Source organism: Larkinella fluvii (assembly GCF_051857545.1).
Taxonomy (GTDB): Bacteria; Bacteroidota; Bacteroidia; order Cytophagales; family Spirosomataceae; genus Larkinella.
The window spans coordinates 380,015-403,186 of the sequence record NZ_JBPZHB010000009.1; the positions used below are offsets into that span (position 1 = coordinate 380,015).

General features: G+C 52.3%; 17 protein-coding genes. 13 read left to right on the forward strand and 4 right to left on the reverse strand.

The annotated features are described in order from the left end of the window. Positions 1 to 151 precede the first annotated feature (151 nt). The 3 genes from ACS5NO_RS24825 (at position 152) to ACS5NO_RS24835 (ending at position 3,184) form a co-directional block, all read left to right on the forward strand. Entirely contained in the window at positions 152 to 571 is a 420-nt protein-coding gene (locus ACS5NO_RS24825; RefSeq protein ID WP_439417624.1) for an RDD family protein, read from the forward strand. Between the two features lie 246 nt (positions 572 to 817). Then, complete coding sequence (locus ACS5NO_RS24830; protein ID WP_439417625.1) at positions 818 to 1,732, forward strand: ABC transporter ATP-binding protein; 915 nt, start codon at positions 818 to 820, stop codon at positions 1,730 to 1,732. Positions 1,733 to 1,849: 117 nt separating this feature from the next. Further along, entirely contained in the window at positions 1,850 to 3,184 is a 1,335-nt protein-coding gene (locus ACS5NO_RS24835) for an ABC transporter permease (RefSeq protein ID WP_439417626.1), read from the forward strand. A gap of 112 nt (positions 3,185 to 3,296) precedes the next feature. Here ACS5NO_RS24835 and ACS5NO_RS24840 read toward each other — a convergent pair whose 3' ends face one another. The 3 genes from ACS5NO_RS24840 to ACS5NO_RS24850 are packed head-to-tail and all read right to left on the reverse strand — an operon-like array spanning position 3,297 to position 5,912. Then, the gene (locus ACS5NO_RS24840; RefSeq protein WP_439417627.1) at positions 3,297 to 4,070 is read right to left on the reverse strand and encodes a LytR/AlgR family response regulator transcription factor; all 774 of its coding nucleotides are present in this window, start codon (positions 4,068 to 4,070) and stop codon (positions 3,297 to 3,299) included. Between the two features lie 45 nt (positions 4,071 to 4,115). Then, positions 4,116 to 5,117: a sensor histidine kinase gene (locus tag ACS5NO_RS24845; RefSeq protein WP_439417628.1), complete on the reverse strand. Its 1,002-nt coding sequence runs from the start codon at positions 5,115 to 5,117 to the stop codon at positions 4,116 to 4,118. A 27-nt stretch (positions 5,118 to 5,144) separates the two neighbouring features. Then, positions 5,145 to 5,912: a GIN domain-containing protein gene (locus ACS5NO_RS24850; protein WP_114405925.1), complete on the reverse strand. Its 768-nt coding sequence runs from the start codon at positions 5,910 to 5,912 to the stop codon at positions 5,145 to 5,147. Positions 5,913 to 6,184: 272 nt separating this feature from the next. Here ACS5NO_RS24850 and ACS5NO_RS24855 point away from each other — a divergent pair, with 272 nt between their 5' ends. Beyond that, positions 6,185 to 6,667, forward strand: coding sequence for a DUF4494 domain-containing protein (locus ACS5NO_RS24855; protein WP_114405926.1), 483 nt, complete (start codon positions 6,185 to 6,187; stop codon positions 6,665 to 6,667). A 147-nt stretch (positions 6,668 to 6,814) separates the two neighbouring features. On the opposite strand, the gene ACS5NO_RS24860 is transcribed toward ACS5NO_RS24855, so the two are convergent. Continuing rightward, on the reverse strand, positions 6,815 to 10,462 hold the full coding sequence (locus ACS5NO_RS24860; protein ID WP_439417629.1) for a CRTAC1 family protein: 3,648 nt from the start codon (positions 10,460 to 10,462) through the stop codon (positions 6,815 to 6,817). A gap of 385 nt (positions 10,463 to 10,847) precedes the next feature. Between ACS5NO_RS24860 and ACS5NO_RS24865 the strand changes: the two genes are divergently transcribed. The 9 genes from ACS5NO_RS24865 to kynU all read left to right on the forward strand — a co-directional run bounded on the left by ACS5NO_RS24865 (position 10,848) and on the right by kynU (position 23,153). After that, positions 10,848 to 14,105 (forward strand): SusC/RagA family TonB-linked outer membrane protein, encoded by a 3,258-nt coding sequence (locus ACS5NO_RS24865; protein ID WP_439417630.1) that lies wholly within the window; start codon positions 10,848 to 10,850, stop codon positions 14,103 to 14,105. Between the two features lie 30 nt (positions 14,106 to 14,135). Next, positions 14,136 to 15,875 carry a RagB/SusD family nutrient uptake outer membrane protein gene (locus tag ACS5NO_RS24870; protein WP_439417631.1) on the forward strand — a complete coding sequence of 580 codons (1,740 nt, stop codon included), beginning with the start codon at positions 14,136 to 14,138 and terminating at the stop codon, positions 15,873 to 15,875. Between the two features lie 166 nt (positions 15,876 to 16,041). Continuing rightward, entirely contained in the window at positions 16,042 to 16,509 is a 468-nt protein-coding gene (locus tag ACS5NO_RS24875; RefSeq protein WP_439417632.1) for a hypothetical protein, read from the forward strand. 79 nt (positions 16,510 to 16,588) lie between these two features. Further along, positions 16,589 to 18,847 (forward strand): TonB-dependent receptor, encoded by a 2,259-nt coding sequence (locus tag ACS5NO_RS24880; RefSeq protein ID WP_439417633.1) that lies wholly within the window; start codon positions 16,589 to 16,591, stop codon positions 18,845 to 18,847. A gap of 3 nt (positions 18,848 to 18,850) precedes the next feature. After that, complete coding sequence (locus ACS5NO_RS24885) at positions 18,851 to 19,429, forward strand: helix-turn-helix domain-containing protein (RefSeq protein WP_439417634.1); 579 nt, start codon at positions 18,851 to 18,853, stop codon at positions 19,427 to 19,429. A 120-nt stretch (positions 19,430 to 19,549) separates the two neighbouring features. Then, positions 19,550 to 19,888: a four-helix bundle copper-binding protein gene (locus tag ACS5NO_RS24890; RefSeq protein WP_439417635.1), complete on the forward strand. Its 339-nt coding sequence runs from the start codon at positions 19,550 to 19,552 to the stop codon at positions 19,886 to 19,888. Between the two features lie 28 nt (positions 19,889 to 19,916). Next, on the forward strand, positions 19,917 to 21,395 hold the full coding sequence (locus ACS5NO_RS24895) for a hypothetical protein (protein ID WP_439417636.1): 1,479 nt from the start codon (positions 19,917 to 19,919) through the stop codon (positions 21,393 to 21,395). A 36-nt stretch (positions 21,396 to 21,431) separates the two neighbouring features. Continuing rightward, positions 21,432 to 21,782: a heavy-metal-associated domain-containing protein gene (locus tag ACS5NO_RS24900; RefSeq protein WP_439417637.1), complete on the forward strand. Its 351-nt coding sequence runs from the start codon at positions 21,432 to 21,434 to the stop codon at positions 21,780 to 21,782. Positions 21,783 to 21,905: 123 nt separating this feature from the next. Further along, positions 21,906 to 23,153, forward strand: a complete 1,248-nt coding sequence (kynU, locus tag ACS5NO_RS24905; protein ID WP_439417638.1) for a kynureninase — start codon at positions 21,906 to 21,908, stop codon at positions 23,151 to 23,153. Positions 23,154 to 23,172 lie beyond the last annotated feature (19 nt).

A 23,172-nucleotide genomic window follows, 5' to 3' on the forward strand; every position in this document is an offset into this window, starting at 1 on the left:
TTTTTAATTTCAAAACAAACCCGGGCACTTTCTTTGATTAATTCACCAAATAGACTGCTGCACAATATTTTAAGCAGATGTTTGGATTTGTTCCGTGACATTGTGTACGTTAGGTCTGTTTTTCAATCTCTTACTCCTTAACCTCTTTTTTATGCAACCCGTGTACAATACGCCTTCTACCCAGGTCAAAGCCGACCCCGGTCAACGATTCGTTGCCGCCCTGATCGACGGCTTTGTGGCTTACATTCCTTTTCTCATTCTGACAGTCGTCAGTTACCGGCTCGCCATGATCGGCTGGATTTTTATACTGGGCTATCAGCTCACCAAAGATGCGTTGCCGGAAGTAGGCGGTTTTCTGGGCGGACAAAGCATCGGCAAAAAAATAATGAACATCAAAGTCATTAAGGAAGATACGGGCCAGAGTATTCTGGGCGACTACGGCACCGCCATCGTCCGGCAGGTTTCCCTGATGATTCCCCTTTTCGGCATTGTCGATGCCTTCATGGTGCTCGGTGACGACCGGAAGCGGTTTGGCGACAAATGGGCCAAAACCATCGTTGTCAAAGCCTGATCGATTCTAAAAAAAGCCGGGGCAATGTTTGAAAACCGCTGCCCCGGCTTTTTAATGCGCAATGCCGACCTAATAAATGCTTTCGCCTGTTCTATAGGCATTACTACTTTTTGATTAAATTACCCGGAAAACTGGCCGATAAACCCATTCTGCGGCCATTTGTCCCAAAACCGGGTTAAGCCAGCCGGAGGCTTCTATCTTCGTACCCGGAATTCATTTCGCATCCGGGCTTTTTTTAACCTATCTATGAACATTCTTGAAACCCGCCACATTGTCAAACAATACGCACAGCACCGGGCTTTAGACGACGTCAGCATCGATATTCCGCGCGGGCAGATTTTTGGTCTGCTCGGACCCAACGGGGCCGGAAAAACCTCCCTCATCCGGATTATCAACCAGATCACCGGCCCCGACGAAGGGGAAGTTTTTTTCGACGGAAAACCGCTCGGTCCCGAACACATCAGCCGCATCGGGTATCTGCCCGAAGAACGTGGTCTGTACAAGAAGATGAAAGTCGGCGAACAACTGCTGTATCTGGCTCAACTCAAGGGGCTCAGCGAAAGGCAGGCGATGGAAAAACTGAAAGCCTGGTTCATCAAATTCGACATCAAGACCTGGTGGACCAAAAACGTGGAGGACCTGTCGAAAGGGATGCAGCAGAAAATTCAGTTTGTGGCCACGGTGCTGCACGAGCCGGATCTGATCATTCTCGACGAACCCTTTTCGGGCTTCGACCCGATCAATGCCAACCTCATCAAAGACGAAATTCTGGAACTGCGCGAAAAAGGCAGCACCATCATTTTCTCGACGCACCGCATGGAATCCGTCGAGGAACTCTGCGACCACATTGCGCTGATTCACCGCTCGAAAAAAGTCCTCGATGGCCCGAAGAAAGCCATCAAGGAACAATTCAAAACCCATACCTACCACGTTGAATACCAGGGCGTTTTAAATGATCTCAATCCGGCTTACACGGTTTTGGACAAAAAAACGCTGGAAGATGGCTACCTGCGCGCCAACATCCGGATTCCGCGCGACGCAGCCGTCAACGCGCTGGTTCGTGACCTCATCGACCACGTGAGCGTTCGCGCCTTTGGCGAAAACATTCCTTCTATGAACGACATCTTCATCAAAGCCGTCGGCGAAGTTCCAACAACTTAATTTTGAATGAGTGAATGATAGAATGAGTAAATAAGCTCCGCATGAAGTGCTAGTGGCGAAGTTACTCTTTCATCCATTCTATCATTCACTCATTCGCTCATTCACTCATTGACCGTCATGAAAATAATTTTCCTCATTCTGAAGCGCGAATACCTGGTACGGGTCAAGAAAAAGTCATTTCTGATTATGACCCTGGTGACGCCCCTGCTGGTTTCCTGCATCTGGCTCATCCCGATCTTTTTTGCCATGCGCGACATCGACCAGAAAAAAATCGAAGTGATCGACGAAACCGGCAAGTTTGCAAGCACCTTTAAAAACACCAAGGAACTGGTTTTCCAGCCGGTTAAAACGCCGGTTGAACAAGCCAAGAAAGACTTCGGTAAAAGTGGCTACGACGTGTTGGTTCACATTCCGGGTAACATCCTGCAAAATCCTAAAAGCCTGAAGATTTACGCCGAAAAGAACGTCAGCCTGGAGGTAAAAAATGGGATTGAAAAAGCCATCGAGCAGGAAATCGAGAACATCCGGCTGCTCGATGCCGGTATTGACCGCAAAGTGCTCGAAAGCACGAAGGTGGACGTGTCGTCGGACACCTACAGCCTGAGCGACGAAGGCGAAAAGGACAGCAGTTCGGGGGCGGCCACGGGCATTGGCTACCTGTGTGCATTCATCATTTACATCGCCATTTTCATTTATGGGGTGCAGGTGATGCGGGGCGTGATGGAAGAAAAAACCAACCGCATTGTGGAAGTGATCATTTCGTCGGTCAAACCGTTCCAGTTGATGGCGGGAAAAATTACCGGCGTTGCGCTGGTGGGTCTGACGCAGTTTCTGCTCTGGATTTTGCTCACCTTCGGGATTTCGTCCGTCATGTCGAACGTACTGGGCATGGAAAGTCTGGGACCGCAGAAGCGGGTTGAACAAATGGCCCAGCAGCCCGGTGTGGCGCAGGCCCCGGCGATTGACAAACCCAAAACAGAACAAAAAAGCAGCCCGGTGACGGCGATTTTCAAAGCCGTCAGCACCCTGAACATTCCGCTGATTATTGGCTGTTTTCTGATCTATTTCATCGGTGGCTACCTGATTTACAGTGCGTTGTTTGCGGCCGTGGGGTCAGCCGTCGATAGCGACACGGATGTTCAGCAGTTTATGTTTCCGATCACCATCCCTCTGGTTCTGTCGTTTATCATGGCCCAGTTCATCATCCGCGAACCCGATGGCGCCGTGGCCTTCTGGATGTCGATGATTCCGTTTACTTCGCCCATCATCATGATGGTTCGCATTCCGTTCGGCGTTCCGGCCTGGGAAATTGTGCTGTCAGTCACGTTGCTGATCGGCGGTTTTCTGGGAACCGCCTGGCTGGCCGCCCGAATCTACCGCGTCGGCATTCTGATGTACGGCAAAAAACCGTCGTACAAGGAGTTGGTGAAGTGGGTGTTTTACAAAGCCTAGATGCTTTGTTTTGAATTATAAATGTAAAATGATGAATATTAAATGTAAAAGTGATTGGTCCCGTCAACTTTTACATTTAACATTCATCATTTTACATTTATAATTGTCTTCGTTACGTATTCAACCACCCCTTAAACGAATCCGCCCGCTCCCGGCTTACCGAAACTTCCTCTTCCGAGGGCCGGTGTTTCAGCCAGATCCTCAGCCGTCCGTTGAAATAGGGTTCGATGCGTTCGATGGCCGACAGATGGGTGATGTACTTGCGGTTAATCCGGAAGAAATGCCGGGGGTCCAGCTTGGCCTCCAGTTCGTCGAGCGTTTCGTCGACGATGTATTTGCGGTTTTGATTCGTGATCAGAAACACGACTTTGTCGTCGGCATAGAGGTACAGAATATCGGAGGTTTCGACCACATCGAACCGCCCGCCCTGTTTGATCAGGAAGCGGCTTTTGTAGGTAACCGGCTTGATGCCAAACTCTTCCAGCATTTTCACGAGGTTTTCTGAGGCCCCCGGCTGGCTGTCGGCCGATTGCCGCTGGTGCCGGAATTTCTGGATCGCTTTGGCCAGTTCTTCCTGTTCGATGGGTTTCAGCAAATAATCCACGCTGTTTACTTTGAAGGCCCGCAGCGCATATTCGTCGTAGGCGGTTGTAAAGATAACCGGTGTTTTCACCTCCACCTGTTGGAAAATCTCGAAACTCAGCCCATCGGCCAGTTGAATATCCATCAGCAGCAAATCCGGCGCGGGATTGGTTTGCCACCAGCGGACAAACGCCCGCACGGTATCGATTTTTCCCACAATTTCGGCATCGGGGGCTACTTCCCGAATCAACCCTTCCATTCGTTTGACGGCCAGCGGCTCGTCTTCCACAATTAGTATTTTCATTCCGGTAAGCAATTTCCAACCTTACGATTTAATTCGGGCACTCCATTATAACAATGGTAATTTAACAATAAACTCCTGCTCGGTTTGCTGAATCACCACCGGCCGATCGGCGGCTAGCTGGGCGTAGCGGTTTTGCAGATTTTTCAGGCCAATGCCGGTCGAATCGGTTCGCAGGCGGCTTTTTAGCTGAAAGACGTTGGCAACGACAAGGCAATCTTTCTCGGTAAAAATCCGGATGCACAGCGGTTTTTCCAGTGAACATTCGTTGTGTTTTACCACGTTTTCCAGCAACGTCAACAGCCCCTGCGTAACGATCTGTTTGCTCCGGTCGGCGTCCGATAAATCCACCGAATAGCGAAAACTCTCACCAAACCGCATCTGGTTGATGAACAGATAGGATTCCGCAATTTTGAGTTCGGTGGCCAGTTCGATGGTGTTCTGTTCGGAGTGCTGCAAACTGTAGCGGAACACCTTCGAAAGCCGCTCGACAAACTGCACCGATTTGCCGGTATCTTCGGGAATCAGCGCACTCAGGATGTTGAGCGAATTGAAGAGAAAATGCGGGTTCACCTGGTTTTTCAGGGATTCAAACTCCGCCTTCAAAACCGCCTGTTTCAGGCCTTCTTCCATCAGCAACAGCGCTTTCCAGCGTTGAACAAAAGATTTCAGCGAATACACCGCCGTGATTCCGGCCGTGATGATGGCAAAAAGACCGCAGATCGAGCAGTAATCCACCAGTCTGAAGTTGATATGCCAGAAAAAACTAATGCCCCAGGTCGCCATGAAACCCGTCAGAGCGGCCAGAATACCGCTTGAGGTGACGGTCAACGAAACCAGTTTCTGGGGTGACAACTGCTCGGCGGAGCGATTGAGCAGGTACGGAATAAACCACGATAAAGCCATGTAAATGAACAAACCGCTGCCGATGATGATGGTGATGATGGTGAGTTTGATTTCAATTGGAATCGCTTCTTCCGTGACCAGCAGCGTATAAATCAGCAGGACCAGTAAACTCAGTAAGATGCAAAGTCTGATTTTGTTTCTCATGATGATACTTCAACTTGCCCGACGGATTTATACTTTTTTGATGTAACTGGCCCCGGCGCTTTCAAAATCCACGCTGGGTTCGCCCTGGTATTCCACTTTGCTGGCACCCGTCGCTTCGGCTTTCAACACCCGTGTGGCGAAGATCTGGGCCGTGCAGGCTCCCGTCACTTCGACCGTGGCGTCTTCGACCGGGTACTTCAAGGCATGAAGCGCCGATGCGCCGGTGATGTCGGCCGTCAGATTATGCCCGCGACCCACCAACGTCAGGCGGGATGCGCCGGTGATGTCGATGTTCAGCGTTTGCACCTCCCCTTCCAGCGACACGTTCGAAGCGCCGGTGATGTCGATGTCCAACCCGTGTAATTCCTTGAAACCGGTCAGTTGAACCGTACAGGCCCCCGACACATCGAGTTTGCTCAGGGTAGGCGTTGTGATGGTCAGCAGCAAATCGTACTGGCGGTGCCAGAAGAAAAAACTGGAGCCGATTTTAAGCCATTTCCCGCGCAACCGCACTTTGACGTTGGCAATGGCCCGGCGCGACCCGCGGGCCGTCAGCGAATACGTGGGCCCATCGGTGACCAGCACGTTCATCATGCCCCAGATTTCCAGTTTTTCGAAGGCCGTGATGGGCAAATCTTCGGTTACTTCCTCGTACGATTCTTTATCGGTTTGCCACCAGATTGTAGTCACCAGCGCGAGCAGACCCACGGATAATAAAGTGAGCTGTAAATAATTTTTTACGGGCTCCACGGGCAGCGCATCCGCCAGCAACAGAAAGGTAGTTAAGTCACTCATTTCCAATGACGCTTGTTTTTAAGACAAAGATGGATGGCCCGGTGTGGCCCCACAACCGCCCGCCGACGAACCAACCAAAAAGTTGGATGAGCCGTCGAACCTACCGAAAGATAGCCTTTTTCTGTACTTTTGAACGTGAGTTATTACACAGGGTTGATCAGAGGAAATCAGGGCTAATCAGAGAAATTCTTTTATAAAAAACTCTGATTAACTCCCCTTTTCTCTGATGAACCCTGTGTAATAACCTCTTAAAAACTATAATTCAACGAGTTATGCCAAGCTGGTATCAGGGAAAAATTCGCTATCAACTCCAGGACCCGACCGGGAAAACCAAAACCATTAACGAAGCGTACCTCATCGACGCCGTTTCGTATACCGATGCCGAAGCCCGGCTGTATAAGGAAGCAGCCGCCAACACGCCCGACTTTTCGGTCACCGCCATCACACGCATGCGCCTGGCCGACTTATTTCACTTTGAAGAAAGCGGTGAAACCTGGTACAAATGCAAGGTGGTTTACATCACGGAAGATGACAAGGGTCGGGAGAAACGCATTGTGAATCAGATGCTTGTCAACGCTGAAAACGTCAAGCAGGCCTACGAACGAATTGAGATCAGTCTGCATTCAATGCTGATTCCGTTCGAGACCACCGACGTCAACACCACCAAGATCCTGGACATTTACCCCTACATCGAAGAAGAACGCATCCCGTCCAACCTGCGCCCGCTGAGCGAAGTGGTGGGGCAGGAGGAATAAACCGGTATCCGGTTTACGGTATTCGGTTTACGCCGGGCCGTCGCTACGGTAGCTGTCGCATGCTGACTGACGCGCACTTATGTAGGCGTCAGCCACCGTAGCGACGGCCCGGCGTAAACCGAATACTGAAAACCGGATACCGTAAACTTACTTCCCTGCCAGCGTCTGCAACGGTACCAGTCGCTTGTTGCCTCTGGAATCGATGATCTCCAGGGATTTTATGCCCTTGCCGATGGTCAGTTCCCGCGCCGACTGTGAGAGGAAGGATTGGCCGTAATAAAACTCCACCTTCTGTTTTTTTCCGCCTGCATACACCAGGTTAGCGCTTACGTCCGTCGGTTTTAACGGAACGGTTTGCGTGGGTTGTTCGGCGCGGAACACCTTCAGCGGCCCCCGGTTTTGCGTCGCCACAATCAGCGATTTTCCCGCTTCGCCAGTGCGACCGGCACCCGATAAACGAACCAGAGCTTTGGCATTTCCGGGAACGTAAAAACCGCTGGCTCCGGGATTCAGGGCCGTAAAACCGCCTTTTCCGTCGCCCTTCAGCAGCAAGCCGTTCAACGCATCGAGACGCCCGACGAGCAATTCGTTGCTAAAATCATTCCCAACCAGCAACACGTCCGGAAAACCATCTTGATCGAAGTCATCGGCAATCATCCCGAACAGCGGGGCCGTTTGCGCCTGAATCGGTAACGCGTGCAATTCGAAGTTTCCGTCGCCTTTGTTTTCCACATAAGCCGACTTCATGTAGTTGGCTTCCAGCACAATGGCGCCTTTCAGTTCTTCCTCCTTAAACACTTTGTCGATGGAGGCCACGGCAAAATCCTTGTGCAGTGGAAACCGCGCCCGCATCGAAATGATTTGCTTGATCAGATCCTCGCGGCCATTGAACGGAAACTCCCGGCGCTCGCCCTTCTCATCGAAAAAAAATACTGTTGGAATGGCGTCATAAAAACCGTTGTTGTCAAAATCCTTGGCATACACCCGCCACGGTTCTTCCGGGCTGGCCTGCGCCAGCGTGTTCAACCCCAAATTTCCGGCGATGTAGTCCATGTCGCCATCCTGGTCGAAGTCAGCCGCCACGAGGGAATTCCACCAGCCTTTCCATTGAGCGATGGCGTGATTGAGCGGTTGAGTGCCTGACGTGGTGCTCAGTTTTTTCCCCTGCGCGTTTTTCAGGATGGTCAGCGGCATCCATTCGCCCGCCAGCATCAGGTCGGGCCAGCCATCGTTGTCGGTGTCGGTCCACAGGGCATCGCATACCAAACCGATGTTCTGTAGTTCCGGAGCCACGGTTTTCGTTACGTCCGTAAACTTCGGCAAACCGGGTTTGGAGTCGTTTCGAAGAATGAAACTCGAAACCGGTCGGGGGTATTGGTTCGGTACAACACGGCCGCCTACGAACAAATCCAGATCGCCATCGCGGTCAAAATCAGCGGCTTTGACGCACGATTTACTGATCCGGTTCTGCGGCAATGCCTGTGGTGTCAGTGTAAACCGCCCTTTCCCGTCGTTCACATAAAACCGGTCCTGATACGAAGCCGTGTTGGCTTCCTCTTCAAAACCTCCGCTGGCTACATACAAATCCAAATCGCCATCGCCGTCGGCATCGAAAAGCAGCGTTCCCATGTCTTCTTCCGGTTTTCCGGCCCCCGGCGTTCCGGGTAACAAATCCTGCGGAACCAGTTTTCCGGCAGCAGTTTGGAGCAGAAAAGATCCTTTTTGGGTCCGCGAACCACCGATGAACAGGTCGTCCAACCCATCACCGTTGACATCGCCCGCCGAAAGCGCCGGGCCGTATTGGGACAGTTTATGCGGCAACAACTTTTGCTGGTTATAGTCAATGTATTCCGGTTCCTGATGCACGAACTGGATTTTCAGCGAATCAGTGATGTCCCGAAACAGCCTTCCGGCGGGAGCCGTTGGCGGCAAAACGGCGGTTTCCGTCGCATTTTTCACATCTACCGTCAGCACCTGGTTGGCTTTTACGTTCCGTAACGTCTGGGTTTTACCAGGATTTCCGTTTTGTGCAGGCCATGTGATGCGCACCTCATCGATGGTTTTGGCGGCACCCAGCCCAAAATGGGCCGCGTTTTCCATCGTCGACAGATAACCCCGGTAAATCGTATGTTCGTAAATCTGTTGCTGGCCTTTTCCGTAGCGCAATTCCACAAAAGCGCCCAGGCCCATGCGGTTTTGCTCACTGCCTTTGAACTTGACCCGCAGGTAATTCGCCTGCTCCGGTTTTTGCTCCACGAGGTTGTTGCGGTAGACAAAAGCCGGGTCATCGATGTTGTTGATCACCATGTCCAGATCGCCGTCATTGTCCAGATCGCCGTACGCGGCTCCACCCGAAAAAGCCGGGGTAGTCAGCCCCCAGTTGCCGGAAACATCTGAAAAAGCCAGGTCGGCACCGCTGTTTTTGAAAGCATAGTTGTTGATTTTGATGACGGGAATTTGTCCGAGCATGAAATCGCGGGTGGCCACCGACGAATTATCGGCGTAATACTGCATGAAATCCCGGTCGGTCACGTCTTTTGGAAAACCGTTGGTCACAACAATGTCGCGGTAGCCGTCGTGATCGAAGTCGACCACCAGCGGTGTCCAGCTCCAGTCGGTGGCAGCCATGCCGGACAGCAGGCTGATTTCACTGAAAACCGGCTCCCGCGTGCCGGGCCGAAATCCCTGGTTGAGTTGCAGGGTGTTCCGCATATACTGATAGGAAAACTTGAATTCTTCGTTGTTCAGATAGGTCTGGTAGTTGTTCGGCGGAATGAACATTTTCTTGCGGAAGTTGTCATTCGGCAGCATGTCCAGCGCGACAATGTCCATCCAGCCGTCGTTGTTCAGATCGGTCACATCGTTACCCATCGCCGTCTGGCTGGTGTGCTTGAAAAACGTCCCGGCCTGGTCCGTAAACGCCGGTTTTCCAAAACCGCCCTTCTGGTTATTGATAAAAAAATGGTCTTCCGACAGAAAGTCGTTGGTGATGTAAATGTCTTTCCAGCCGTCGCGGTTGATGTCACAGATGTTCAACCCCAGCCCGTAGCCTTCCAGTTGAATACCGGCTTCTTTGGAGACGTCCGTAAAAACCGGATGCCCGAGTTTGGCGTCAAAATCGTTGCGGTAGAGCCGGTCTGTTGTGGGCGACGAGCCATCCACCAGCTTCTGATGATAGGCGTTTGGAAACCGTTCCGCCATGTTGGTCAGCACAAACAGATCCAGATCGCCATCGTTGTCATAATCGAAAAAGGCCGCATTGGTCGTGTAGCTGTCGTCATTGATTCCGTATTCTTGGGCCATTTCCTTAAAAACCGGTATGCCGTCTTTCGCGCCAACTCCCTGGTTTACATACAGCAGATTCTCCCGGTCGCGGGCGGCTTTCCGGATGGTTGCGGTCACGTAGATATCCATCAAACCGTCGTTGTTGATATCGACCAGCGCGACACCCGAGCACCATTTGCCGTTTCCACCCACCCCGGCTGGCCCGGTAACATCCGTAAATTTGAAATCTCCCTGGTTCAGATAGAGTTTATTGGCCACCAGATTTCCGGTAAAAAAGACGTCCTGTAAGCCATCGTTGTTGAAATCGCCAATAGCGGCTCCACCACCATTGTAAAAGTAATCGACATTCAGAATACTCAGGGTGTCACTTTCGGTCATCTGGTTTGAAAACGTAATGCCGGTTTCATCAGCGGGCAGCAAACTGAAGAGCGATTGACTGGAAAACTGACAGGAGCTGATCGACCCGCCCAAAAGAAGTAGTACTAAACAACGAAACGATTGTCGGAACATGACTGAAGAATAATAAACCAAATTACTAAAGTACAAAAAAGTTAAAAATCGGCACCAAATTCATTTGACCGACTCCTCCCTTTTTTTTGGGTCGGATTTGCGGTGATGAGAACCTTCCCATTACCGGACAAAGTACGTAAAATCACCCATACAAAACCGCTAGTGGGCTAATAATCAAATCGTATCAAAAAAAAATCACCCGAATGGAGGGAGGATTATTTCAAGGTTAAATTATTAACAATCAATAGACTACAGCAAAACATTACCAACTTATCATCACAGGTAGCAACGGGAATATTTATAATATTTTTTATAAAATTTTGAAGTATGTTTAAAGTACTCTTAATTTAGTACGAAAATAAAACCAATTATTACAAAACCTATCATGAAAGCACAATTCTACAGATTGTTCCAATCTGCGATTTTGGGTGCATTTCTGCTTTTCGTGAGCAGTAGTGTCATGGCCCAGGATCGCCGGGTTAGCGGAAAAGTAACAGGGAAAGACGGGCCGGTTCCGGGCGCAAACATCGTTCTCAAAGGCACTACGACCGGGACTTCTTCGGATGCCGAGGGGAATTACACCCTGAATATTCGGGGTACCAATCCGGTGCTGGTCATTTCAGCCATCGGCTTCAAATCCCAGGAAGTAGCGGTTGGCAATCGTTCAACCGTCGATGTTTCGGTGGAAGACGACGTTACGGCCTTGACGGAGGTCGTTGTAACCGGGTATACGACGGACAGCAAGCGCGACAATGCCGGGGCTATTTCAACCGTAAAATCCCGCGACTTAAAGGTTACGCCTTCAGCCAACGTCGAAACCCAGTTGCAGGGTCGCGTTGCCGGGGTTACAGTCATTGCCAGTGGTCAGCCGGGTGCCAACAACACCGTTCGGGTGCGGGGCTTCGGGGCCTTTGGCGGGAACCAGCCCTTGTATGTTGTGGATGGGGTACCCATCGGGACAACCAACTTCCTGAACCCGGATGATATTGAAACCACCACGGTTCTGAAAGATGCCGCAGCCGCTTCCATATACGGAGCACGGGCCGCCAACGGGGTTATCGTTTATACGACGAAAAAAGGAAACCGCCGGGCGCAAAAACTGACCGTTACGTATGATGGTCTGTACGGTTTTACCGATCCCGGTAAATCGCAGGCCATTCTGAACCCGCAGGAGCAAGCCAATTGGACCTGGAACGCGGTTCGCAACCGCCAGGCTTCTCTGGGGCTTCCCGATGATTTTACGGGGATTGCAAACGGTCAATACGGCACCGGATCGACGCCGGTTTTGCCGGATTATCTGATGGTAGGAACCCGGTATGGGGTGATCGGGTCGGTTGATCTGGCGGCTGAGCGTCCCAAATACAACATCAATACCGACGCCGGTGCCGTTTATCAGGTTGTTCGGGCCAACAAAGCCGGTACGGACTGGTACGATGCCATCACGCGGACGGCTCCCATTCTGCGCCAGACGCTGGGCTTTTCGGGCGGTACCGAAAGCAGCCGGTATTTCTTCAGCCTGGGTCAGCAAAACCAGAACGGTATTCTGAACCACAACAACTTTGCGCGGTATGACTTGCGGGCCAACACCGAGTTTGACATCGTCAAAAACCTGCGGTTTGGTGAAAATATCCAGTTGACCTACGCCAATACCTCCGGTCAGGTGGGTGGCAATGCCGGACAAAACCTGTCGCAGGAGGAAAGCGAAATCCTGAGTGCTTTCCGGATGGCTCCCATCATCCCGATTTACGACGAGTTTGGTGGCTGGGCCGGTACATCGGCCAAAGGCTTCAACAACCCGGCTAACCCGGTGGCGAGCCGGGATGGTGCCAAGGACAACAATAACTTTGGCGTTGGTTTGTTCGGAAATGTGTATCTGGAATACGATCCAATTCCGGCCCTGACCCTGCGCAGCAGCCTTGGCGGTCAGTTCTTCAATTTCTACAACAAAACGACTTCGCAAAATACCTACTGGAACGCCGAAGGAAACGGTCGCGGCCTTTCCATCAGCGAAGGCGGTGGGTACTTCCTGGCCTGGACGTTTACGAATACCGCACAGTACAAACAAAAATTTGGTCTCCACAGCGTCGATGTCCTGGCCGGTATCGAAGCCCTGAACGACGGACGCGGACGGAACATCAGTGGAACCGGTTCTAACCCGTTCAGTACCGATGTCAACTATGTTACCCTGACCACCACCTCTTCGGTGGGGCGCGTGGTGAACAGCAACATCCAGAACGGGGTCAACTTTTATTCCGTATTCGGCCGGCTGAACTACATTTACAACGACAAGTATATCCTGACGGGGGTGATTCGTCGCGACGGTTCATCGCGGTTTGGAGCAGCCAATCGGTTCGGGGTTTTCCCGGCCTTCTCGGCAGCCTGGCGGATTTCCGGTGAGAACTTCATGAAAGATGCGACGTTCATTACCGACCTGAAAATTCGGGGGGGCTGGGGACAGATGGGGAACTCCAACAACGTGGACCCCAACAACCAGTATAGCCTATTTGCCACCAACGTGGCCAACTCCTACGACATTGGTGCCACCAACAGCACGTTGAGCCCCGGTTTCTTTCGGAGCCGGATCGGTAACCCGAATGCCAAATGGGAAACCAGTACGACGACCAACTTAGGGATCGACGCTACGTTCCTGAACGGCAAATTGGATATCGTTTTCGACATCTGGCGGAAAGATACCAAAGACCTGCTCTATCAAGTGCCGATTGCCGGCGTTGTCGGGGTTCGGGCTACGGCGCCTTCGGTCAACATCGCCGGGATGCGGAACGAAGGGATCGACCTGTTGATCGGCACCCGCGGAAAACTGAGCAGCGATGTTTCGTATGAAATCAACCTGACGGGTAGCGTTCTCAAAAACCGGATTCAGCAACTGGCTCCGGGCGTTCCATACTTCGATGTATCCCCGGCTTCCAACCGCCTGGGCTTGCCCGCTACCCGGAACCAACCTGGCCAGTCCATTGCTTCCTTCTACGGTTTCCAGGTGGTAGGCCTATTCCAGAACCAGGAAGAAGTTAGAGCCGCTCCTACCCAAACGGGTGCCGGTGTGGGTCGTTTCCGTTTTGCCGACATCAACGGGGATGGTAAAATCGACAACACCGACCGGACGTTCATCGGTAGCCCGGTTCCGAAGTTTACGGGTGGTATCAACTTCCAGATCAACTACAAGGGATTCGATGCCGCTACGTATTTGTATTCGTCACTGGGCAACAAAATCTTCAACCTGTCGAAATGGTATACCGATTTCTATCCGTCGTTCCCTGGAGCGGCTGTTAGCGAGCGGGTAAAGAATTCGTGGTCGACGACGAATACGAATACGAACCAGCCAATTTTCGAAGATGTTTCCAACTTCAGCACCAACACCCAGCCGAATTCCTTCTATGTGGAAGATGGTTCATACCTGCGGATGCAGAACATTACCCTCGGGTATACGCTGCCTTCGGCCCTGTTGAGCAAACTCAAGTTAGGCCGCGTACGGATTTCCGCATCAGCCAACAACATCTTCACCATCACGAAGTATGAAGGTCTGGACCCCGGTGTCGGTGGAGCGGCTGACCAGAACTTCGGGATCGACGTCGGAAACTATCCGCTGACCCGAAGCTACAATGCCGGCCTGAGCGTTACCTTCTAATTTGAACCAACCGATTAAGAAATTTACAAAATGAAAGATATAGTCACAAAAGGAACCCTGCTGGCGCTCGCTTTAACGTTTAGCACGCTGGCCTGTAAGGATAGCTTTTTAGTGGTTCAGCCAACCGGTACCCTGACCAGTGCGCAGTTGAGCACCAAAAATGGTCTGGAAGGTTTGCTGATCAGTGCCTACACCGAGTTGAATGGCCGGGGTTTTAGCCAAACCGCCAGTTCGACCAACTGGATGTATGGAAGTATCATGGGGGGAGAAGCCAACAAAGGCTCCAACGCCGGTGACTTCAACGCCATCACGCCATTTCAGCGCTTTGAAATGCTGGCGGCCAGTGGCGAACTCAATGCCCGCTGGAACCTGATGTACGAAGGCATTAGCCGGGCTAACTCCGTTCTGCGGCAATTGAAAACGGCAGATGCAACGGTGAGTGCGGCAGAGCAGGCCCGCATCGGTGCGGAAGCCAAGTTTCTGCGCGCTCACTACTATTTCGAGTTGAAGCGGACGTTCAACATGGTGCCTTATGTTGACGAAAGCGTCGATTATGCCGCCGGAATTACAGAAATTGCGAACAGTACGGATATCTGGCCAAAAATCGAAGCCGACTTCAAAGCAGCCTACGATGTGCTGCCGGAAGTACAGACCGCAGCCGGGCGTGCCAACAAATGGGCTGCCGCCACCTATCTGGCCAAAACCTATCTGTACCAGAAGAAGTATGCCGAAGCAAAAACCCTCTTCGATCTGGTGATCGCGAGTGGCAAAACGTCTTCGGGCAACAAATACAGCCTCTATCCGCAGTATGGCCTGGTGTTCAGCGCCGACAATGAGAAAAACGACGAGATCGTTTTCGCCACCCAAAACGTAGCCAACGCTGGTAGCTCCGATGCCGCTTCGGGTGACCTGAACCTGAACTGGCCTTACAACACCGGCCCGGCGGGTCCGGTAGGTTGCTGCGGTTTCTTTCAGCCCAGCTTCGAGTTAGGGAATTCGTTCCGTACGGATGCTACCGGACTGCCTCTGCTGGACGGTTCGTATAATACTGGCACTAACCAGCTTAAAACGGATCAGGGACTCGCTTCGTCGGCGGCCTTTACGCCCGATGCTGGTAATGTGGACCCCCGTCTCGACCATTCCATCGGTCGTCGTGGCATCCCGTATCTGGACTGGCAGGATTTTCCGGGCCAGGACTGGATTCGTGACCAGGCTTTTGGCGGTCCTTATGCTCCGAAAAAATACATCTATACCAAGGCCCAGGAAGCCCGCATTGCTGACGTTTCGAACTGGACCAAAGGCTGGACCGGTATTAACGTGATCCTGATCCGCTATGCCGATGTGTTGTTGATGGCGGCCGAATGTGAAGTTGAAGTGGGAAGCCTGGAGCGCGCCCGCGCGCTGGTCAACCAGATCCGGACCCGGGCGGCCAATCCGGCGGGTTACGTGATGAAAGGAACCGCACCCGCGGCCAAGTATGTCATTAGCAACTACACGGCACCCTGGACCGACAAAGCTGCCGCCCGCACCGCCGTTCAGTTCGAACGCAAGCTGGAACTGTCGGGTGAAGGCCACCGCTTCTTTGACCTGGTGCGTTGGGGAATTGCGGGTCCGGTGCTGAATGCTTACCTGACCTACGAAGGAGCCAAACTGACCAATGGCCTGGGTGGTGCCAAATTTACGCCCAATAAAAACGAATACATGCCGCTGCCCCAAACGCAGATCGACTTGCAGGGAACGGCCATATTGAAACAAAACCCCGGTTATTAATTTTCTACCGGAACCAATACCGTTTATTTCCTTTTATGATGAGGTGGGGCCAATGGTCCCACCTCATCTGTTTGGTAGGGGTCGAAGCCAAATAACAAAATCCTGTACGCATTCCAAAAATGATGCACTTGCTTTTATAGTGGGCATCCTCTACTTTTGATCCGTCATGAAACGCACGCTCTTCCAACTGTTCAACCTCCTGATGACCTGCATCGTACTGCTGAGCAGTACCGGTTTTGGTCTGATTGAACACACGTGCCGGATGCGCGGGAAGAAAGTGTCGTTAGCGATGAGCCAGTCGGCCAACGCGAACAGAAGCTGCCCGATACACCGCCAGAAAGCGGTTTCTCCGTCGGATCAGTCGTACCAGACTCCGATTCTTCAACGAACGGATTGCTGCCAGGAAGAACAGCGGTATGAAAACGTCGATTTTTCGTCGTCCATCACGCAACTCGTCGCCAAGTTCATCAAGTCGATGACCGACACGGTACTGGCCGGGGTGACCACACTGGTAAGCTGGCTGTTCACCAGTCTGGCTGTAGCCGATACCGCGTCGACGTTGGCGGATTTTGATTCTCCTCCTCTCCAGTACGGGCGCAGTCTGCTCTCGTTTGTTCAGAGCTTTTTGCTATAGGAAGTCGTCTTGTGCTACAATGAAGTCCATGCTGAAAAAGCATCGGTTCCTTTTTATTTCAACCACATTGCGACTCTTTATGTGTCCACATTCCACCTTTAAAACAGGATTGACCACCCTATGGCTGGCTCTCCTCAGCGTTGTTTACGCTCCCGCGCAAATTCTGACCGGCACGGTTTCGGAGCGCGTCAACACCAAAACCGTCCCACTCGTCGGCGTCACCATCTATTGGGCAGGCACCTCGGTTTCCACCACCTCAACCGACTCCGGCTTTTTCACCATCAATAAACCAGACACACTCAACCGGCTTGTTTTCAGTTATGTGGGCTTTAAAACCGATACAATTACGGTTTCCGATCAAACCAGTCTGACCGTCATTCTCACCAGCCAGAACACCCTCCAGGAGGTGACGGTTCAGGGGGCGTCGTCGCAAACGGACCGGTTTTCGCCCATCCAAAACGAAATCCTGACCACGCGAACACTGGCCAAAGCCGCCTGCTGCAACCTGTCCGAATCGTTTGAAACCAACGCATCCGTCAATGTGTCCTACAGCGATGCCGTCACCGGCGCCAAGCAGATTCAGATGCTGGGATTGAGCGGAAATTACGTACAGACCAACGTTGAAAACATCCCCACCATCCGCGGTCTGGCGTCTACTTTCGGCCTGAATTATGTACCCGGCACCTGGATTTCGTCCATCGACATTGGCAAAGGAGCCGGTTCGGTCGTCAACGGCTACGAAGGCATGTCGGGTGCGATGAATGTCGAATTGCAAAAACCGGATGCCCGGGAGCGGATTTTTGCCAACGCCTACGTCAACAGTTTCGGACGGGTCGAAGGCAACCTGAACCTGTCGAAACCGCTGTCGGACAAATGGAGTATTGGTTTTCTGGGACACGCCAGTACGCTGCAAAACCGCATCGATCAGAACGGTGATAACTTTCTGGATTTGCCTTTGTACACCCAATACAATGGGATTGTTCGCGCCAAATACGGAACGGAACGGTTTATGACCCAGTTTGGCATCAAGTCACTCTACGAAGACCGGACCGGCGGACAGGTGGCACCCACCCGCAGCGGCAGCCCGACCTACCAGTTTACGAACACCACCAAACGGTTTGAAGTGTTTTCCAAAACCGCCCGGCTTTATCCCGAAAAACCGTACCGGGGGTTAGGCCTGATCCTGAACGCCGTCAATCACGAACAGAACTCCTTTTTCGGTTTTATTCCCTACAACGGTCAGCAGAAAACGCTCTACGGCAACCTGATCTATCAGTCGATTATCGACAACACCAACCATTCGTTCAAGGCCGGGCTGAGTTATCTGCTCGACGATTACCGCGAAAAATACCGCGACACGCTGTTGACCCGCACCGAATCCGTTCCGGGTGTTTTTGGGGAATACACCTACAAGTACCTGGATAAACTCACGCTGGTGGCGGGTGCGCGGCTGGACTTCCACAATCGGTTCGGCACGCAGTTTACGCCCCGGTTTCACGCCAAGTACGACCTGACCGACAACCTGATCCTGCGGGCCTCGGCGGGGCGGGGCTTCCGGACACCGAATGCGCTGGCCGAAAATTATGGGTACCTGGTCAGTTCGCGGACGGTTTACTTCGATGCCGAACTTCAGCCGGAAATCTCGTGGAATTACGGAACCAGCCTGACGCAGGAGTTCAATCTGTTTGGAAAAAAGGCGTCGCTCGTGCTGGATTACTACCGCACGAACTTTCAGAATCAGTTGATTGCCGATCTGGAGCACCCGCGCGAACTCCATTTCTATTACCTGTCGAGTCGGTCGACACCCGGCTTGAAAGCACGTTCGTTTTCCAACAGTTTTCAGGCCGAACTCAATTACCAGCCCATTCGGCGCATGGAGGTCAAACTGGCCTACCGGTTTTTCGATGTTCGCCAGACGATGGGCATGGCCTTCGGGGAAAGTCTCCTGTTGCCGCGCATGATGGTGAGCCGCGACCGGGTTCTGTTCAATGCAGGATATGCCCTACCGTTCGACAAATGGAAGTTCGATTTTACAGTGCAATGGAACGGCCCGAAACGGATTCCATACCTGCGCGAAGGCTACGAACACACGAGCTACCAGAATATGCCGCGCGAAAATGCCCCTGGTTTTTATAACATCAATGCGCAGGTGACCAAGTCGTTCCGGACGTGGGATGTGTATCTGGGGGGCGAAAACCTCGGCAATTTCCGACAAGCCAATCCGATTGTGGGGGCCAGCGACCCTTATGGCCGGGACTTCGACGCTGCCGCGCGGGTGTGGGGCCCCATCACGGGGCGAATGATTTACGGCGGTTTCCGGTATAAACTTAAAATCTAAGCCATGATCCTTTACATCAAACACATGGTTTGCGGGCGGTGCAAGCGCGTCGTTCGGGATATTCTGGAAAAACTCGGCATCGAGGTGCTGCGGGTGGAGCTGGGCGAGGTGGAAACGGGCGACTTACCGGATGCGGTTTCAGTGGAGCAAATCCGGCAGGCGCTGGCCGATAATGATTTTGAACTGCTTGAAGACCGGAAAGTCGTGGTGGTCGAACAAATCAAAGCACTCATTGTCAACGAGGTACACCATGATCAGCGCGAACGGCCGGAGCACCAGAACCTGTCGGATTTTCTGACCCGGAAAATCGGGTATGATTACTCCTACCTCAGTCATTTATTCTCGGCCATCGAGGGAATGACCATCGAAAAGTACGTCATTGCTCAGAAAATTGAGAAAGTAAAAGAGTTTTTGCTCTACGGGGAGTTAACCCTGAGTGAGATTGCCTGGCGGCTGGGATATAGCAGTACCCAGCACCTGTCGAACCAGTTTAAACAGGTGGTGGGTCTGACGCCGGGCGCGTTCAAACGAACCGACCTCGCCTATCGAACCGAAATCGACAAAGTGGGGCCGCCAAAATGATGCACAAACCTGCCATAGTTCTGTAAGTCCGGGGTCGGACAAAGAATTTACCTTTGCATTATCTACCGTAACGTAAGATCAAGCTTACTTAAATCAATCAATAAACCAGCTAATTACGGTATGGAAACGATGCAACACCACAAGCAGCATGTTCAGATTTGTTTTGATTGCGCTGCCGCCTGCGAACACTGCGCCACCGCCTGTCTACAGGAAGACCATGTTCAGATGATGCGCGACTGCATCCGGCTTTGCCGCGATTGCGCCGATATTTGTAAAATGTGCGCGAGTCTTACCGCCCGCGATTCCGAATTCATGATGCAATTTATGGTACTCTGCGCCGATGTGTGCGACGCCTGTGCCAACGAATGCAGTAAACACGATCATGACCATTGCCGGGCCTGCGCCGAAGCTTGCCGCCGTTGCGCTGACGATTGTCGGCGGATGTCGGCGAGCGCGTAAACCCACTTTAACAGACAAGTTTATCCTTATGATTTCAATACGAAAATGGTTTCTCGTTGTCTTTTTTATCAGCACTTCGGGAATCGCCTGGGCCGATGGTTTTCCGGCTGACACCAGCCGGAAAACCAGAATGCCACCGGCCAAAAAAATGATGAAACAGGACAGTCTGGATCACGCTGCGATGGGTCATGTGATGCACGACATGATGCAGATGCAACAGGGAATGGCCATGATGTCGCACCTGTATTCGCGGAATCTGCCCATGAACCGGAATGCCTCCGGAACGGCCTGGCACCCCGATCAGACGCCAATGTACATGTACATGTTTCATCCGTCGCAGTCGACAGGAAACCAGTGGATGACGATGTTGCATTACAGCGTTTTCCTGCGGCATACCAACCAGAATTTCAACAATCCGGGCAAACGGGGCCGCGCAACGCAGTTCGATGCCCCCAATTATATCATGGGAATGGCACAACGGCAGATCGGACAACGGGGCTTGCTGGCGTTCAAGGCTATGATTTCGCTCGATCCGCTGACGGTGGGCAAAAATGGCTATCCGCTTCTGTTTCAGTCGGGCGAAACCTACCAAGGCCAGCGGCTGATCGACCGCCAGCACCAGCACGATCTGTTTTCGGAACTTTCAGTCGGTTATTCCTACGCGCTGTCGCCCAACGCGGATGTGTTCGGCTACGTCGGGTATCCGGGCGAACCGGCGCTGGGGCCACCGGCGTTTATGCACCGGCTGTCGTCGTTCAACAACCCGGATTCGCCCTTAGGCCACCACTGGACCGACGCGACCCACATTACCTTTGGGGTGGCAACCGCCGGTTTTCGGTATAAAATTGCTAAATTGGAAGTGTCGAATTTTACGGGTCGCGAACCGAATGAAAACCGGTATGGGTTCGATCGCCCGCGTTTCGACAGTTATTCGTACCGGTTTTCAGTGAACCCGTCTCCGACGCTGGCGTTGCAGTTTTCGCAGGGATTTATCAAGAGTCCGGAAGCCCTGGAGGCCGATCATAACATTACCCGAACAACGGCATCGCTTTTGCACAGCAAACCGTTGGGGCAGCCCGGTCGCTACGTTTCATCGGCGCTGGTTTGGGGGCTGAACTCGCACGATGGTGTCAACGAAAACGCGTATCTGGCCGAAAGCAGCCTGCAACTGGGCAAAACTGCGTTGTTTGGTCGGTATGAAAACATAACAAAATCCGTTGACGAACTGGGGCTGAGAGATTATTTTTTCACTGCCCCGAGTGATGACACAAAACTGGTGAACATCAATAGTTTAACACTTGGCTTAAATTACCGTTTGTTGCAACTGGCCCAAACCGATCTGGTCGTCGGTGCCCAGTTGACGGGTTCGTTCCCGGCCCGGGACCTGGAACCGATTTATGGCAAAAATCCGTTATCAGGGCAGCTTTATTTACGAATTACCCCATCGCTAATGCCCATGATGATGCCGGGCAAATCCATGCCGGGCAAATCCATGAATCACCATTAACTTGTTTGACTTAAAAAAACGTAAACTCTTTTCACCATGAAAAAGCACCTGATAGGACTCCTGACCATTTTGTTTCTGGCCATCGGCATCACCGCCCAGGCTGTTGACGACAAAGAAAAAGAAGTCAAAATCAAGACCTCGGCCATTTGCGAAATGTGTAAGGAACGCATCGAACGCAACCTGGCTTTCGAAAAAGGCATCAAGGAATCCAATCTGGACTTGAAGGATAAAGTTGTCACGGTGAAATACAATCCGAAGAAAACCGACGTCAACAAGATTAAGGCCAACATCTCGAAATCCGGCTACGACGCCGATGAGGTGACGGCGGATGAAAAAGGCTACGCTAAATTGCCCTCCTGCTGCAAAAAAGGCGGCATGAAGCACTAGTGAGTTAAGAATTAAAAGTTAAGAGTTAAAAGTATTGATATGTCCACGGGTTATCGCGTCAGCCTACCGCCGGGCGGCCCCGTTTTAATTTTTAACTCTTAACTTTTAACTCATCTATTGAAAATGCTTTTTGAAAATTCTCTGGCCTTTGCCCGGCAACTCGATCAGGCCGACCCGCTCCGCTCCTACCGCGACCGGTTTTACATTCCCGAACGCAACGGAAAACCGTTGATCTATTTCTGCGGCAATTCGCTGGGGTTGCAACCCAAAACTGCCCGACAGGCACTGGATCACGAGTTAGCGATCTGGCAACATCATGGCGTGGAAGGCTGGTTTGAAGGCGAAAATCCCTGGCTGACGATCCATCAGCGTTGCAAGGAACCGCTGGCGCAAATCGTTGGAGCCAATCCGTCGGAAGTGTGTCCGATGAATAACCTGACGGTCAACCTGCACCTGCTGCTGACGTCTTTTTACCAGCCCACTGGAAACCGCACAAAAATTCTGACCATCGGCGGTGATTTCCCGTCTGATCAATACGCACTCGAAACACACATCCGAACGCGGGGTCTGAATCCCGCAGACACTTTGGTTGAAGTTTTTCCCCGTACCAATGAGCACACCTGGCAAACGGCGGACATCCTGGATGCCGTCGAACAGCACCGGGATTCGCTGGCACTCGTGCTGATGAGCGGGTTGCATTATTACACCGGGCAGGTGTTCGACATGGCGGCTATTGCGCAAAAAGCCCGTCAAATCGGCGTACCCATCGGATTCGATCTGGCACATGCCGTTGGGAACATTCCCCTCAAGCTGCACGATTGGGAGGTTGATTTTGCGTTCTGGTGTTCGTATAAATACCTCAATTCCGGGCCGGGCGGGGTTTCCGGTATCTTTGTTCACGAAAAACACCACGCGGCTGCCTTGCCCCGGCTGGCCGGCTGGTGGGGATACGACGAAGCCCGGCGGTTTGAAATGACCAAAGGATTCGTGCCGATGCCGGGGGCCGACGGCTGGCAGCTCAGCACCCCGACGGTTCTGGCAATGGCGGTCCACCACGCGGCTTTGCAGATCACCGCCGAAGCGGGCCTGGACGCGTTGCGCCGAAAAAGCGAATTGCTGACCGGTTTTCTGGAATTTCTTCTCCGTGAAACGGCGGGTTTGCAAATCATTACCCCCGCCAATGCAGCCGAACGCGGTTGCCAATTGTCGTTATTGATTCAGCACGACGGAAAAACCGTCTTCAACCGACTCACCGAACAGGGCATCATCGGCGACTGGCGCGAACCGGATTGCATTCGGCTGGCCCCTACGCCCTTGTACAACTCGTTTGAAGAGGTCTGGCGGGTTGGTCAGGCGTTTGCGTCCTCCTGAGGTTTTTGTATTTTGTGGC

Excerpts from the sequence above, each read along its gene's own strand:
- ACS5NO_RS24825 (WP_439417624.1), top strand. The coding sequence starts at position 152 with ATGCAACCCGTGTACAATACGCCTTCTACCCAGGTCAAAGCCGACCCC.
- ACS5NO_RS24830 (WP_439417625.1), top strand. The coding sequence starts at position 818 with ATGAACATTCTTGAAACCCGCCACATTGTCAAACAATACGCACAGCAC.
- ACS5NO_RS24835 (WP_439417626.1), top strand. The coding sequence starts at position 1,850 with ATGAAAATAATTTTCCTCATTCTGAAGCGCGAATACCTGGTACGGGTC.
- ACS5NO_RS24840 (WP_439417627.1), bottom strand. The coding sequence starts at position 4,070 with ATGAAAATACTAATTGTGGAAGACGAGCCGCTGGCCGTCAAACGAATG.
- ACS5NO_RS24845 (WP_439417628.1), bottom strand. The coding sequence starts at position 5,117 with ATGAGAAACAAAATCAGACTTTGCATCTTACTGAGTTTACTGGTCCTG.
- ACS5NO_RS24850 (WP_114405925.1), bottom strand. The coding sequence starts at position 5,912 with ATGAGTGACTTAACTACCTTTCTGTTGCTGGCGGATGCGCTGCCCGTG.
- ACS5NO_RS24855 (WP_114405926.1), top strand. The coding sequence starts at position 6,185 with ATGCCAAGCTGGTATCAGGGAAAAATTCGCTATCAACTCCAGGACCCG.
- ACS5NO_RS24860 (WP_439417629.1), bottom strand. The coding sequence starts at position 10,462 with ATGTTCCGACAATCGTTTCGTTGTTTAGTACTACTTCTTTTGGGCGGG.
- ACS5NO_RS24865 (WP_439417630.1), top strand. The coding sequence starts at position 10,848 with ATGAAAGCACAATTCTACAGATTGTTCCAATCTGCGATTTTGGGTGCA.
- ACS5NO_RS24870 (WP_439417631.1), top strand. The coding sequence starts at position 14,136 with ATGAAAGATATAGTCACAAAAGGAACCCTGCTGGCGCTCGCTTTAACG.
- ACS5NO_RS24875 (WP_439417632.1), top strand. The coding sequence starts at position 16,042 with ATGAAACGCACGCTCTTCCAACTGTTCAACCTCCTGATGACCTGCATC.
- ACS5NO_RS24880 (WP_439417633.1), top strand. The coding sequence starts at position 16,589 with ATGTGTCCACATTCCACCTTTAAAACAGGATTGACCACCCTATGGCTG.
- ACS5NO_RS24885 (WP_439417634.1), top strand. The coding sequence starts at position 18,851 with ATGATCCTTTACATCAAACACATGGTTTGCGGGCGGTGCAAGCGCGTC.
- ACS5NO_RS24890 (WP_439417635.1), top strand. The coding sequence starts at position 19,550 with ATGGAAACGATGCAACACCACAAGCAGCATGTTCAGATTTGTTTTGAT.
- ACS5NO_RS24895 (WP_439417636.1), top strand. The coding sequence starts at position 19,917 with ATGATTTCAATACGAAAATGGTTTCTCGTTGTCTTTTTTATCAGCACT.
- ACS5NO_RS24900 (WP_439417637.1), top strand. The coding sequence starts at position 21,432 with ATGAAAAAGCACCTGATAGGACTCCTGACCATTTTGTTTCTGGCCATC.
- kynU (WP_439417638.1), top strand. The coding sequence starts at position 21,906 with ATGCTTTTTGAAAATTCTCTGGCCTTTGCCCGGCAACTCGATCAGGCC.